The sequence below is a fragment of the Paenibacillus sp. MB22_1 genome, from assembly GCF_047200555.1.
GTDB lineage: Bacteria > Bacillota > Bacilli > Paenibacillales > Paenibacillaceae > Fontibacillus > Fontibacillus phoenicis.
Genome location: NZ_JBLADV010000001.1, coordinates 1,650,649 through 1,664,980 on the forward strand (window position 1 = coordinate 1,650,649; position 14,332 = coordinate 1,664,980).

The window sequence follows — 14,332 nt, forward strand, 5'->3', positions numbered from 1 at the left end:
TCAAGCAAATGACAGGAGTTCACTCGCCCTGTTATTCTTCGTCCCATTCATCCATTCCATGCATTTCTTCACGGTTTCCGAGTTCGCGCATGACCCGGGACACGACGCTTCCACTAAAACCACGGCGCTGCAGGAACGCCCCGGTTTTGCGTTTTCGGTCAAGCATTTCACCTGTGGTTGATCGCCACTTCTTCATGCCCAGCTGCAGGGCGCTCTCAAACTCGTCCTCTTCGCTGACCTCGCCAAGCGCCTCCTCGATATACGCCTTGGAAATCCCCTTCTGGCGCAATTCATGCTTGACCCACAGCTTCCCTTTTCCGCGCAGCTTCACGCGTTGAGAAGCCCATTCCTGAGCGTATGCGGCGTCATTGACGTAACCTTCCGACTGCAACCGGGCAAGCACATCCTGAATCGTCTCCTCGGCCCAGCCTTTCTCTCCCAGACGTTGTGCAATTTCATAGGTTGTCCGCGGTTTTAAGCTTAAATACTTCAACGCGTCGGCATACCCTTGCTGACGCTCATCTGCTGCTACGATTTCCTCCAGCTCCGCTTTCGTAAATACCGCACCTTTAATCATGCGGTATTTGATCATCACGTCCTCGTGAACCTCCAGCGTATATGCCCCAAAAGAGATCCGATAACGATGCTTCGGCCGCTTTAGCATCAACACGGACGTGATCGCAAGCTCTGTGTCCTTAGGGAAAGCGTCCAATCCGGCAGGGATTTCGCCTTCCGTCTCCTCTCGGTTCGAATCCCAGCCGGTATCCCGCGGCCGCGGCTCCCAGAACGCCTCGTCGGAGATATCTACGATATCGTCCTCTCTCCGTTCGCCAGAGTTAGCTCCATCTCTTCTTCCCGCAGCCTTCCTGCGCGATTGTCCCCACGTACTCACGTCCTATCCCTCCTGTCTATGCCCTAGGCGATCCATCCGCTTCCTTAAGTACTGCAAAAGCGCCCTGACCCGGCATATTGCCGCGGTCAGAGCGCTTGATAATTACGGCTTAACAAGCTTATTCATCTGCGAACAGCGCTTGCTCTTCTGCAAACTCCGCTTCCAGCTCGCTGGCGGAAGCCGAAGCTACTGACGTCGTCAGATTGCTGGATTCGCGGATCTTCTGCTCAATTGCATTTGCAATCTCCGGATGTTCCTTCAAGAACTGCTTCGCGTTCTCGCGGCCTTGTCCCAAACGTTCGCCGGCATACGAATACCAGGCGCCGCTCTTATCCACGATATCCAGTTCCGTCCCGAGATCGATAATGCTGCCTTCCTTGGAAATGCCTTCTCCGTACATAATGTCGATTTCGGCCTGTTTGAAAGGAGGCGCAACCTTGTTCTTCACAACCTTGATCCGCGTCCGGTTCCCGACCATGTCGTTGCCCATCTTGATCGTCTCAACGCGGCGTACATCCAAACGAATCGTCGAATAGAATTTCAGCGCGCGGCCCCCCGGCGTCGTCTCTGGGTTCCCGAACATGACACCGACTTTCTCACGCAGCTGGTTGATGAAGATCGCAATCGTCTTCGACTTGCTGATTGCCCCCGACAGCTTCCGCAGCGCTTGAGACATCAAGCGGGCCTGCAAGCCGACGTGCGAGTCCCCCATTTCGCCTTCGATCTCCGCTTTAGGTACCAATGCCGCAACGGAGTCGATGACGATAATGTCCACTGCGCCGCTGCGCACGAGTGCTTCAGCGATCTCCAATGCTTGTTCCCCCGTATCCGGTTGGGACAGCAGGAGTTCGTCGATGTTGACACCCAGCTTGCTGGCATAGGAAGGATCCAGCGCATGCTCGGCGTCGATGAAGGCAGCTTGTCCACCGATCTTCTGAACTTCAGCGATCGCGTGCAGCGCTACCGTCGTTTTACCGGAAGACTCCGGCCCGTATACTTCAATAATCCGTCCGCGTGGAAGTCCACCTGTACCAAGGGCGATATCCAGAGCGATCGATCCACTTGGAACGATCTCGACCTGCATATGCGTCGATTCTCCAAGCTTCATAATCGAACCTTTACCGAATTGCTTTTCTATTTGGCGAAGCGCCATCTCCAGCGCTGCTTTACGATCTGACAATCAGCTCACATCCTTAAATGTTATATAAATCATTGAATACTTAAAGTTACTGAATTCAGTATACTTCGGACCTCTCGTAACTTCTTTCGTATATCATTGTACCTTGTTTTGGAATGTTTGCCAAGCGTTTTTTCGAACATACATTCGCAAAATTTCTCCACCTCCCAAACCGCTGACTCTCCTCTCCCTATCCCTCTTTTACCGTAAGGGAGGGCCCCCAAAGGCCTGCTGCCCTTGGGAATCCGTAAACTGGACAAACGTTGTTGTGACTGAGGCGCTTCTTAGATGCTCTATTGTGCGGTGAATCGCTGAGTTTGTTACTTGACAGACCTCTCCTGCTCCTAGATGCGGGTACTTTTGGAAATGTGCTACCAGGGTGGTGGCGCGGTACATGGTGCGTTACATGATATGTTGCATAAATGCGTTACATAGTGCGTTGCATAGTGCTTTAGTGCGGTACATGCGCTACATAGTGCGTTTGCATAGGTTCGTTACTTGGGGGTCACATGCTGCGCTACAACTTGATATGTATGAAATTTCATATATAATTCGTCGAAATGAACTGGAATCGCGGATTATGTTCGATTTTTCATATATATTTGCTCGTATCGACCACTAGCCTTGCACCAAACCTGACATGAGAAATTACAGAAAAATTGTTTGTAAAATATCCTAAATATGGTTGCTATTACTGGTATTCTTCTGGTTGCTCATAAAAAAATCTCCTATTGTTAAGGTGTAGGCATGTTACCCACTCCATAACAGAAGGAGACCATAGCATGGGTAACAATAACTCAAAATCAGTCATTTGTAAATGCCTAAATTTGCTGAATGTCGGAGAATACCGCGGCCTGCTTGCCGACCATCGCACTCGCAAACTTACAACCGGTAAAGCCATTCAGATTTTTGTGGAGTCTCAGCTTGCAGGGCGTACCAGCTATGATGAAATCTCGGAACACCTTCGCATCATGCCGGATCTGCAGGACGACCATCTGAAGTCGATCAGTGCCTCTCAGCTTTCACGAAAGATCAAGCAACTCCCGACGGATCTGTTACAAGCGATCTTTCTCTGCAACATCGCACGCATCCAGGAGATCACCAAGCAGAAGCAAGGGATCCCGAATATCGGCAAGCTCCGGATTCTCGACTCCACCGTGCTTACCTTGCCTACCCTAGCTGGACGCTGGGCGTACTGGAGCAAAGAGCAAAATGCGGTCAAGATCCATACCCAGCTCGTGGTGGCCGATCGCGAAACGGTGTTTCCCGGCAAGATCATCAACAGCACAGCGGCGGTGAGTGATCAGGAAGTCGCTCTTGATCTGGTGGTGGCGGACGATGCGATTCATGTGATGGATCGCGGGTATATCCAGTACGAGCTATATGAATCGCTGATTCACCAACAGATGAGGTTTGTGGCCAGATTGCAGACCAAGAACAAGGTGACCATCCTCCATCAGCGAGCGGTTCCTGAGGGTTTTCCCATCACGATAGATGCGGACGTCGAGATCCAGTGGAACGATAAGCAGAAGCAGACGCATTACCTCCAAGCCCGACTGATCGAGTTTACGGATGAGCAGAAACGGACCTACCGCTTGCTGACCAATGTGCAGGATCGCTCTGCCCAAGAGATTAGCGAGATCTACCGCTATCGATGGTTGATCGAGTTGTTCTTCAAATGGATCAAGCAACATCTGAGGCTGGTGAAGATCTACAGCGCAAACCAGACCGCCATCTGGAACCAAATCTATCTGGCGTTGATCGCGTACAGCTTGGTGCTGTTGATCAAGTTAGAGATGCAAACGGATCTAAGCTTATGGCAGATCTTGAAACGCATGCGCTTATATGCTGAGCGATCGTGGGAAGAGTTTCAACAAGCTGTGTTACGACCGCCGTCTCGGCCATCCAAAGGCCGGCGTAAGAAAGGGCGGCCAGGAAGGCCGAGAAAACATCCGTTGAAGCTCAAGAGCGTCAAGATGGTACTAGAGTAACCGAACGATTCATCTACTAATTTTTGGTAACATGACTACACTTCACGTCCTGTTACCCTTTTAGCACATTGGCGGGAAATAGAAATGGAAAATTTTAATACAATAAGCTGATATAACTAATATTAACAATTAATTAAATACCATGTCACTTTAGATGCAAGGCTAGTGCGTATCGACTCAATAGTGCTGGATTATATTCGATTTTTCATACATATCACGTAAATTTGCTCTTACGGAGCACTATTATATATGATTTTTCGAACAGATTCTCTGCCCCCACCACGCGCACGCACCAAAACGAGCCTACCGACAGCCCGACCTTTCTTATTTTCCTATTTACTTGCTTGTTTGTTTGCTTACCGGATTACCAGATACTTACTTTCTACTGCTAACCAGCTAACTAGCTTATTTACTTGTTATAGTCTCAAGTAGTGGTGTAAAATTAGCCCGGGCTTCTTGACAAAGGAAGCCACGGTATGATTTCTACTAAAGTGAAGCCAATCACCTTTAGAAGGAGGATCACACCGTGACTTCTATAGATAGAATGTCACTTTTAGAGCTGTTGCGCAAGTCCGGAATTGATGGTGATGTAGATTTTCTTAAAGAGGCTTTGAACGTTCTGGTTCATGCACTGATGGAGGTGGAGGTAGCGGCACAAATCGGTGCAGAGCGTTATGAACGCAACACAGACAGAACCAACCATCGAAATGGCTATCGACACCGTGAATGGGATACACGCGTAGGAACACTCGATCTAAGAATCCCAAAACTACGCAAAGGCACTTATTTTCCTTCGCTGCTTGAGCCTCGAAAGCGTGCAGAGAAAGCGCTGCTTTCCGTGGTTCAGGAGGCATACGTTCATGGCGTCAGCACACGGAAAGTAGACGAACTCGTAGAATCGCTCGGCATGAAGGGCATTAGCAAAAGTGAAGTCTCCCGGATCTGCAAAGAGCTGGATGAAGTCGTACTGGCCTTCAAGGAGCGTCCGCTCGAAGGGCAGTTCCCTTATGTTTGGTTGGACGCGACATTCCCGAAGGTGCGTGAAGGCGGCCGTGTACGAAGTATGGCACTGGTTGTAGCCATTGGGGTTCGGGAAACCGGAGAACGAGAGATCCTTGGTTTTGACCTTGGGATGAGCGAAGACGGCCCGTTCTGGGTTGAATTTCTTCGCAAATTGGTTTCAAGAGGGCTGCATGGCGTTCAACTGGTGATTAGTGATGCACATGAAGGATTACGCGGCGCAATCGAGCAAGTTCTGACAGGCGCGGTTTGGCAGCGTTGCCGTGTTCACTTTATGCGCAATGTGTTGAGCCAGGTGCCGAAGTCTTCACAATCGATGGTTTCTTCGATTATTCGGACCATTTTTGCACAGCCGACCCAAGAAGATGCAATCCTGCAATTACGGCAAGTCGTGAACCAGCTTCACGGGAAGTTCCCGAAGGCTATGGAGATCCTTGAGCAGGCTGAAAGTGATGTCCTGGCTTACATGGCTTTCCCCAAGGAACATTGGCGGCAAATCCATTCCACGAATCCATTGGAGCGCTTGAACCGAGAAATCCGCCGGCGTTCCGATGTTGTTGGGATCTTTCCGAATCGAGAGTCTGCCATTCGTCTTATTGGTGCCATCCTGATGGAACAGCAGGATGAATGGACAGTATCGCGCCGTTATTTTAGTAAAGAGTCCATGGCCAAAGTGGTTCAGGGGGAGCAAAATCTCTTAACATCTGCTATGCTCTTGCAGAAATAAATATGGGTCACAGAGTAGAAATCAATTTTACACCACTTGACGGGACGCTACCATTTACTTGTTACTTCCTTATTTACTTCCTTATTTACTTCCTTACATACTCACTTAATTACTTCTCACTCTCCCCTCCCCATGGTTTCTCTTACAACAAAAAAAGAACCGCAGCACAACTAAATCAGTTTGCTACGGTTCTTCCGTACCTTGATTATATGTCATAATCTTCCAAAGCACAAGGGCCTGCTTAACAAAGTCAGTGTCAAGCTAGCGTGGGCAGTCATTTAAGATGCCTGGAACGCGAACCCCGAAGGAACCTCTTCCTTGTAAGCGCTTTGCTTCGTTCTTTCATCAAACACAAGTGATTTGTCAGAATTTTTTGCCGTTATCCGCGAAGTGCTTTGAGTGCCATACCCGTTGTGCTGCTTTGCTTCGGTCCTTGCAGCATGCGAATCATTCCAGCGATACAACCCTTGACCGGTTGCGTCACGTTCTTGAGCAATTGCCGCATGTTTATCGACTGCTGCGGCGTTGCCTGCTTACTCGCTTGTCCTTCAACCGTTCTTACCACCGTGCCCGCTTCTTGAATCCTCATCATCGTCCTCAGCATCGCCCTGACGCCTCGCTCACTCCAACTGTACCCGCCACGCTTCGTCCGCTTGGCGAATATACGCATCTGCGATTCCGCGCTTCCCATCGGGCGCATGCCGCTTGTGTCGATCCCCTTCGCCTGGAGTGTTTTTCGGTAGTCGTCCAAATGCTTCTCATGCCGCTTTAGAAATCTTTTATACGGCTTCCAATCCTTCCGGTTCTCTTCCGCTATCTCTTGCTCCGACACGCCTTCCAGGACCGCCATAAGCGCGGCTGCATCCTGTTTGGCCAAAGACCGTCTCACGGTCTCCCACACCTGCGGCAAATGACCGACAAAGCGTTTCAAATCACGCGCCACATGAAAGCGGTCCAGCATGTACAGACATTGGTGAAAGTAGGATGTACATTCCCCGATCCACGCCGCGCCGTCTCCGTTCACCACAAGCCACGTGTTCTCGTCGATTTCGTAACGCTCCACCAGAAAGTCCCCGAACCCTTCCCAGAAGTCGCCGCCGCTCGTATGCAGGTAATGCTGTTTGTTCTTCAGCTGTACCCGCTTGCCGTTCTTCTCCCAGCCTTCGTGTACGACTGCAATTGCGTTCTCCATCCCGCGCTTTTTGCTCCGCTGCAGCTTCGTGTACAGCCCATCCACTTCCACGAACAGCACGCGGGCAGCGCGCCGTTTCACCGCTGGCATCGGCTGTTGCGCACGCTCCATCAGTTTTTCCCTGATCGCTTGGTGGCTCAGCACATTGTAGCCCAAAAGCTGCTCCAGCCGCTTTGCGCTGTCCCGGTACGACGGTCCTTGGCTTGCGAATGCGATTGCTGTCTCTTCCAAATGCGGACTGACTTTCCCGCGCCCTTCGAATTGCAACAGCTGATCCAGCAGATACACGTGTTTGCCGCTTCTACGGTCACAGTACAATCTCCGCTTAAAGCGCACATTCCCGAACACTGTGTTGACGCTTGTTTCACGCTCGTCCTTTACTCGATAACGCTCTCGGTCCCGTTGCTCCAGGATCTGCTGATCCAGCGCCTCCAGTACCTGCTTCATCGCACGAGCGAATTCCTCCTGCATTTTCCGGAAAATCCATTGCTCAATCTCTTTCATCGTCGGCATTGTTGTGGTAAAGTGGCTCACAGGAGCTTCCTCCTTCTTGGTGTGTTGTGCGTCAAACATCACTTTACCAAGGGAGAAGCTCTTTTTCTATATCCGCTTTTTCCAATTCCTACACCCACAGAGATTTTACACTATCCTTAACAAAGAACATTCACCCATCCGGATTGCTGAAGCGCTTCTTCCGTCATCCCTGATTGATCGGGATAATGCGCGAAAGGAAGCCACGAAGTACTAAACTACCGAACACGCAGATGGAGCACTACATACAGAACACTGCACACAGAGCAGCGAAAGCACGTGACCGAGAGCACATGACCACAAGAGCACGAGCCCCCGAGAGCATTAAAGCACTAAAATCCCTGTTTCCCCTGCAATACCCGCCACAACTGGTAGAACAGCGACTTCACTGCGCGCAGCCGGATGATCTCGCGGTTGCCCTTAAGGTTCAGCTCGAAGACGGCGGTGTCCGCTCCCTCGCGCGCAATCGCGATATACACAAGCCCCACAGGCTTGCGCTCGGAATGGGCGGGGCCGGCCACGCCGGTGATCGCCAGGCCAAAGTCGCTGCCTACGGTCAGGCGCACCTGCTCCGCCAGCACTTTGGCCGTTTCCGCGCTGACCGCGCCGGGCGCGCCTTCGCCTTCCAGCAGGTCATGCGGCACGTTGAGCAGCTTCTCCTTCATCTCATTGGAGTAGCAGACGATCCCGCCCGCAAACACGGCTGAACTGCCGGGCAGCGCGGTGAACATCTCCATGAGCAGCCCGCCGGTGCAGCTTTCGGCCGCGCTCAACGTAAGGCCGCGCGAAGCCATCAAATCGAGGATCGTCTTCTCGATAGGCTCATCCACGTTCGCATACAAGTGCTCCGGCAGCCGCGAGGCAATCTCGCGTTCCATCGCATCCAGCTTCACCGCCGCTTCCTGCTCGTTTGCCGCTTTGGTGGAAATGCGAATCGTGACCTCGCCTTCCTTCGCATATGGCGCTACCGTAGGATCGCTTTGCGCCTGGATCAGGTCAAGCAGTTTGGTTTCCAATGCAGATTCGCCAATCCCGGCAAACTTCAACATCCGCGAAAAAATCGGCATCTCGCTGGTCAGCACATGCTTCAAAATCCAAGGCTTCGCCTGATGCTCGAACATCGGCTTCATTTCCTTTGGCGGCCCAGGCAACACGATATAGAACTTGTCGTTCAATGCAATCGCATTGCCCACAGCCAGTCCGGTTTCATTCGGAAGCGGCGTGCCTCCTTCAATGGCGAGCGCCTGGCGGCGGTTGTTCTCCGTCATCGGGACCCCCCGGTCTTGAAAGAAACGCTCGATGTTCGCCATCGCATCCGGATCGATATAAAGCGTCCGACCGAGTACCTCAGCCAGCGCCTCTTTGGTGAGATCGTCCTGGGTCGGACCCAGCCCGCCGGTAAGGATCAGCACATCCGCCCGCCCCGACGCCGTCTTCACCGCTTCCGCCAGCCGATTCATATTATCTCCGACCACGGTTTGGAAATAAACGTCGAGCCCGAGTGCGGCTAACTCCTGAGACAAGTACTGCGCATTCGTATTTACGATTTGGCCAAGCAGCAGCTCCGTACCAACCGCAATAATTTCCGCTTTCATCTTCGCATGCCTCCTTTTTCTCAGTTCCGCCTAACTCATCAACATCATTTATATTTTGGAAAAAGAAAGCACGCTCTTATTTTTCACGAAATAATCGATCCCCGAATACAACGTGATGATAGCCGCCAGCCATATCGCGATATCATCAAACGGGAACGACAGCCATTCGAACGGAAAATTGTTCAGCAGCAGCGCTGAAATGGCGATGATCTGCGTGATCGTCTTCGCCTTGCCCCACTTGCTGGCCGCAATGACGGAGCCTTCCAGAAGCGCAACTTCACGCAAGCCGGTCACCGCAAACTCCCGGGCGATGATGATGACTGCAATCCAGGCATCGCATTTGCCCAAGGCCACAAGACCGATCAGCACCGTTCCAACAAGCAGCTTATCCGCGAGCGGATCCAGGAGCTTGCCTAAGTTGGTGACCAGATTATATTTACGGGCGATGTAACCATCGATTCCATCCGTACTGGCAGCGATGATAAACAGCACCGCCGCAATCAGTTGATTTACCGGCAGCGAGTACTCGCCAAGCGTAAACTCATAGGCGAGCCATCCGGCATCCAACAGCAAGAAGACCAGCATCACCGGAATCATGAAAATACGAGCTAATGTGATACGGTTGGGCAAATTCACAGGACAGCCTCCCCGGATAAATCATAGTCAAAAGCATGCGTAATCCGCACTTTGGTCAGTTCCCCAAGCCCAACAGGGCAATTCGTGACGTATACCTCGCCATCGATTTCCGGAGCGTCGTATTGCGAGCGGCCCACGTATACGTCGCTGCGCCCGTCATAACGCTCGATCAGCACATCCAGAACCTGACCAATGTACTTACTGCTGTTGGCGTTTGCAACTTCCCGCTGAATCTCCATCAGCGTATTAGCCCGCCATTCTTTTACCTCTTCATCAACTTGATCCGGCAAACGCGATGCCGGCGTATCCTCTTCCTTGGAATAGGTAAATACGCCAAGGCGGTCGAACTTGATCTCACGCACAAACTCACATAACCGCTCAAAATCTTCCTCCGTTTCCCCTGGAAAACCAACGATCAAGGAAGTACGCAAGGAAACGTTCGGAATCCGCGCACGAATCTTAGCAATCAGCTCACGGATATCGCGATTCCGCCCAGGCCGGCGCATCCGTTTCAGAATGGAATCTTCACTGTGTTGCAGCGGCATGTCCACGTATTTGCAAATTTTCGGGTTGGTCGCCATCATCTCAATCAGCTCGTCTGTAAAAAAGCCAGGATAAGCATAATGCAACCGCACCCACTCAACGCCTTCCACCTGGGTGACCCGATCCATCAGCTCTGCCAATTTAAACTCCCCGTACAAATCGGTCCCGTAATTGGTGGAGTCCTGCGCAATCAGGCTGATTTCCTTGACGCCTTGGGCCGCCATGCTCCGTACTTCCTCCAAAATCGATTCCATCGAGCGGCTGCGGAACTTCCCGCGCATGATCGGAATGCTGCAGAATGTACAGTTGTTGTCGCAGCCCTCAGCGATTTTCACGTAAGTCGTATAGCGGGCTGTAGACAGCTTGCGCGGCAGCGCTTGCTCATAATTAAAGACAGGGTTGCCGACCAGCGCCGGCTTCTTGCCCTTAAGCGCTTCGTCAACGATCCGGTTGATTTGGTGAAAATCCCCCGTACCCACAATCCCGTCGATCTCCGGCATTTCCTCCATTAAAGCTTGCTTATATCGCTGCGTCAAACACCCGGAAACGATCAGCGCTTTCAGTCTTCCGCTTTCCTTCAGATCAGCAAGCTCGAGAATCGTATTTACCGATTCTTCCTTAGCCGCATCGATAAATCCGCAGGTGTTGACGATAATGACGGTTGCATCCTCGCGATTATCCACCAAGGAATAGCCGCGCTGCTCAATCAGACCCGACATGATTTCCGAGTCCACCAAATTTTTCTCGCAGCCGAGTGTCACGATTTTTACCTTTTCTGTCATGAACCATTTCCCCCATCGTTGAAAGCCAAAATTCCCGTCAAACTTAAGGATTAAACAACCTCTACAAGTATAATATTCAGGGACCGATGCTGTCAAAAATATGAAAAGGGCCTGCCGCAGCTAGAAATTCCCTGCAGGAGACCCTTGCGCTCTATTTGAAATTGGTGAACTGCAAATCCACCGATAAATCGGCTTTACGCAGCATCTGAATGATCTCTTGTAAATCGTCACGGCTCTTGCCCGTCACGCGAATTTGATCGCCTTGGATCTGGCTTTTGACCTTCAGCTTGGAATCGCGGATCAGCACATTAATTTTCTTGGCATTTTCCTGATCGATCCCTTGTTTGAGTTTAATCCGCTGACGCACGGTACCCATTGAAGCCGGTTCCACTTTGCCGTAATCCAGGTTCTTGATCGGCAACCCGCGCTTAATCATCTTCGATTGCAGGATATCGATGACAGCCCCCAGCTTGTATTCATCGTCAGAAACGATCACCAGTTCGTCTTTCTCCAGCTTCAGCTCGCTCTTGCTTCCTTTGAAATCGAAGCGGTTCGCAATTTCCCGCTCTGTTTGATCGATTGCGTTGGTCAATTCCTGCATGTCCATTTTTGAAACGATGTCGAAAGAATTTTCCGAAGCCATAAGTCACATTCCTTTCTCGGTTTCCAATCTTATCATAAATAAATTATATGTAAAAAAAATCGCAAAGTCGAGCAATTCAGCCACCACCATCCGTATACAGCCAAAAAAGCGCCGTTTGACCTGACCGGTCCTCACCGCGCTTTGATTAAGCGAATAAGCGATCGGCTTGTTGCCGCCCTCGCTTATTCGTTGCCTTCTGTGGTTGAATTCGTTCCGCCCGTATCGGCGTTATTCGTAACGGCGCCTTCCGTTCCGGTATTTCCGGTGGTACCGCCGCCTGTCCCGTCGTCAAGGTTCAATAGGAACTTTGACGTCGTTTTTCCATCCTCGATTGTCTGTCCGGCGACCGTGATCACGGTTTGAGAGGAATTCCCCGATTTGACGAATAACCCTTCAGGTCCGATATCATAGGTCAACACGTCGCCTTCTTTGGTGTTGTCATAAAACAACTTCTCACCCTTAGAGTTGCCTTTACGCACTTCAACCCAACTTTTTCCGCTAGCCGTAATGACGACTTGCACGGGCCCCGTTCCAGGGTTTTGAATCTTGAACTTCGTTGTGCTGCCTTCCGCTCCATCCGGTACGATCGTTACCGTCTGATTGCCGGTATCATTCGTCGGGGATTCGTCTCCCGTGTTACCCGCATTCCCGGTATTCGTGTCTGTCCCCTGATTTATTCCCGGTTCCGTACCATTGTTCGTCCCGTTCTCGACGCCATTGTTCCCGCCAACGGCATCGCCGCCGGTTGCGTTACCGGTTTGGTTGCCATTTTGGCTGGTACCCTGAGTTACCGGCGTAGGATCCGGTTCCTTATTGCCATCCGCTTGATCGTTATTGTTTCCCCATACCGAGAAATACAGATAGATGACAATCAAAATCAGCACAGCAAACGACCACATCAGCGTCGTAGACAGCCATTTCGAGTTGCGCTCGTTGTGCTGCCGGCTGCGGCGTTTTTGAATCACCGGTTCCATCGTAGGTTCCGGAGCTGTAGAAGGCACGTTTTGCCGATGTTCGGCAAGCAGTTCGTCCGCGTCCAAGCCGACGGTCTCCGCATACGTCTTAATAAAAGCCCGAACATAGAAGCTACCAGGCAGAACCTTATAATCCCCCATTTCGATGGCTTCCAAATATCGTTTGCGAATCTTCGTCATTTCCTGTACGTCATCCAGCGACAAACCTCTGGCAAGGCGGGCTTCTCTTAACTGCTGGCCCAAATCCGACACGACCATCACCTCCTGCTTATGATTTCATTATGCGGCACATCGTTTATAGATCGTCCGTATAAATTGTCGTGAACGTATCGTAAACGATTTGCTCCTCGGGATTGTTACGCAATTCAATAATTATGTCAAAATTGTCATAACTATATTCAGACTCTTTCACGAACACATCCGGATGTTCGATGACTTTCGTGGAAGGCATGGACATCAACTCTTGCAAGAGCTGATGATGCTTTTCATTGGAACGAAGAGTACTTATGATACCGTCGATAATAAATACATTGCGAGGATCCATTTCATTCTCTGACAATTGGCTGCGTACCGTTTGTCGCAAGAGCGTTGAAGATACGAACGTCCATCGTTTCATCGCGCAGACGCTTCCAGCGATAATCGATTCCGTCTTCCCCACGCGGGGCATCCCTCGTAATCCGATCACCTGATGGCCATCCCGCTTAAAAATTTCGCCGAGAAAATCAACCAAGATCCCCAGCTCATCCCGCGTAAACCGAAAGGTCTTGCGGTCGTCAGAATCCCTATCAATATAGCGTCCATGGCGGACGGCGAGCAAATCGACCAGACGCGGATTACGCAAAGCGGTGACCGTAATACTGTCCACCTTGTTCAATAACTGACTGACTTGTTCGATTTTTCCGTCATCGTTGGTTTCCAGCAGCAGCCCGCGCGTCTTGCCTTCCACGCCGTTAATCGTTAAGATGTTGATCTCCAACATCCCTAACATGGAGGCAATATCCCCCAAAAGTCCCGGTCGATTTTTATGTATTTTGTATTCCAAGTACCATTGTTTCCCATCCATCCCAGACACCTTCTCCATATCCTCTTGCTCTTTCGACAAAATAGGTCTTAATTCCTGCTAATTTACAGAAAACAATTTATAAAGAACAAATCTTCCCATTCCTGATAACCGATATTCATATGTGTTTTATGATATATAAAATGAAATTGAAAGGCAAGCGGGCGGAGAAAATGAGGGAAAAGCTCCCGAAGCGGGAGCTTTTCCAAAGCGTGACTATGCGTTTTTCTTGGCCAACTTCACCATCAGACGAGCAATGGTCTTCCGCTCTTCCTCCGTACCCACATCCCAAATTTCTTTGAGGGCGCGGTTGGATTCGTTTTGCGGATCCACTTTGTCGTCCAGAAAACCGCCGATTTCGTAAGCAAGGTTGGTAATTGCCTCTTCGCTAAAACCGGCATTTTCCGCATGCTTGACGCGCTCACCCAGGAATTTCTTCCATGTATCAAAATTTTTGAGTACTGTTGACATGATAAATCCTCCTTCGCTTGGCGATTTAAAATCAACAGTTGTAATATGCGAAAATCCCGGGGAATTTATGCGCGCACCGAGCTCGAACCCTTACTCCA

The 14,332-nt window shown here is 50.7% G+C and carries 12 protein-coding genes; 2 read left to right on the forward strand and 10 right to left on the reverse strand.

What is annotated here, in order from left to right; genetic code table 11:
• Positions 1-31 precede the first annotated feature (31 nt).
• Positions 32-892 carry a regulatory protein RecX gene (locus ACL02P_RS07675; protein ID WP_323076469.1) on the reverse strand — a complete coding sequence of 287 codons (861 nt, stop codon included), beginning with the start codon at positions 890-892 and terminating at the stop codon, positions 32-34.
• A gap of 118 nt (positions 893-1,010) precedes the next feature.
• Complete coding sequence (recA, locus tag ACL02P_RS07680; protein ID WP_009223082.1) at positions 1,011-2,072, reverse strand: recombinase RecA; 1,062 nt, start codon at positions 2,070-2,072, stop codon at positions 1,011-1,013.
• Positions 2,073-2,851: 779 nt separating this feature from the next.
• Here recA and ACL02P_RS07685 point away from each other — a divergent pair.
• Positions 2,852-4,060 (forward strand): IS4 family transposase, encoded by a 1,209-nt coding sequence (locus ACL02P_RS07685; RefSeq protein ID WP_009224685.1) that lies wholly within the window; start codon positions 2,852-2,854, stop codon positions 4,058-4,060.
• A 544-nt stretch (positions 4,061-4,604) separates the two neighbouring features.
• Positions 4,605-5,807 carry an IS256 family transposase gene (locus ACL02P_RS07690; protein WP_412837292.1) on the forward strand — a complete coding sequence of 401 codons (1,203 nt, stop codon included), beginning with the start codon at positions 4,605-4,607 and terminating at the stop codon, positions 5,805-5,807.
• Positions 5,808-6,186: 379 nt separating this feature from the next.
• Here ACL02P_RS07690 and ACL02P_RS07695 read toward each other — a convergent pair whose 3' ends face one another.
• From ACL02P_RS07695 to ACL02P_RS07730, 8 genes are all read right to left on the reverse strand, one after another.
• Complete coding sequence (locus ACL02P_RS07695) at positions 6,187-7,533, reverse strand: ISLre2-like element ISTco1 family transposase (protein WP_080836672.1); 1,347 nt, start codon at positions 7,531-7,533, stop codon at positions 6,187-6,189.
• Positions 7,534-7,862: 329 nt separating this feature from the next.
• Positions 7,863-9,125: a competence/damage-inducible protein A gene (locus tag ACL02P_RS07700; protein ID WP_412837056.1), complete on the reverse strand. Its 1,263-nt coding sequence runs from the start codon at positions 9,123-9,125 to the stop codon at positions 7,863-7,865.
• A 48-nt stretch (positions 9,126-9,173) separates the two neighbouring features.
• Positions 9,174-9,761, reverse strand: a complete 588-nt coding sequence (gene pgsA, locus ACL02P_RS07705) for a CDP-diacylglycerol--glycerol-3-phosphate 3-phosphatidyltransferase (RefSeq protein WP_009223080.1) — start codon at positions 9,759-9,761, stop codon at positions 9,174-9,176.
• On the reverse strand, positions 9,758-11,086 hold the full coding sequence (gene rimO, locus ACL02P_RS07710; protein WP_009223079.1) for a 30S ribosomal protein S12 methylthiotransferase RimO: 1,329 nt from the start codon (positions 11,084-11,086) through the stop codon (positions 9,758-9,760). Before rimO ends, pgsA begins: the two co-directional genes overlap by 4 nt.
• Positions 11,087-11,237: 151 nt before the next feature.
• Entirely contained in the window at positions 11,238-11,729 is a 492-nt protein-coding gene (locus tag ACL02P_RS07715) for a YajQ family cyclic di-GMP-binding protein (RefSeq protein WP_009223078.1), read from the reverse strand.
• A 182-nt stretch (positions 11,730-11,911) separates the two neighbouring features.
• Positions 11,912-12,955, reverse strand: coding sequence for a helix-turn-helix domain-containing protein (locus tag ACL02P_RS07720; protein ID WP_412837057.1), 1,044 nt, complete (start codon positions 12,953-12,955; stop codon positions 11,912-11,914).
• 43 nt (positions 12,956-12,998) lie between these two features.
• Positions 12,999-13,766, reverse strand: coding sequence for a DUF3388 domain-containing protein (locus ACL02P_RS07725; protein WP_036643941.1), 768 nt, complete (start codon positions 13,764-13,766; stop codon positions 12,999-13,001).
• A 213-nt stretch (positions 13,767-13,979) separates the two neighbouring features.
• Entirely contained in the window at positions 13,980-14,234 is a 255-nt protein-coding gene (locus tag ACL02P_RS07730) for a DUF3243 domain-containing protein (RefSeq protein WP_009223075.1), read from the reverse strand.
• Positions 14,235-14,332 lie beyond the last annotated feature (98 nt).

Coding starts and splice junctions, on each gene's coding strand:
- ACL02P_RS07690 (WP_412837292.1), top strand. CDS start 4,605: ATGTCACTTTTAGAGCTGTTGCGCAAGTCCGGAATTGATGGTGATGTA.
- ACL02P_RS07715 (WP_009223078.1), bottom strand. CDS start 11,729: ATGGCTTCGGAAAATTCTTTCGACATCGTTTCAAAAATGGACATGCAG.
- ACL02P_RS07730 (WP_009223075.1), bottom strand. CDS start 14,234: ATGTCAACAGTACTCAAAAATTTTGATACATGGAAGAAATTCCTGGGT.
- rimO (WP_009223079.1), bottom strand. CDS start 11,086: ATGACAGAAAAGGTAAAAATCGTGACACTCGGCTGCGAGAAAAATTTG.
- ACL02P_RS07685 (WP_009224685.1), top strand. CDS start 2,852: ATGGGTAACAATAACTCAAAATCAGTCATTTGTAAATGCCTAAATTTG.
- ACL02P_RS07700 (WP_412837056.1), bottom strand. CDS start 9,125: ATGAAAGCGGAAATTATTGCGGTTGGTACGGAGCTGCTGCTTGGCCAA.
- ACL02P_RS07725 (WP_036643941.1), bottom strand. CDS start 13,766: ATGGATGGGAAACAATGGTACTTGGAATACAAAATACATAAAAATCGA.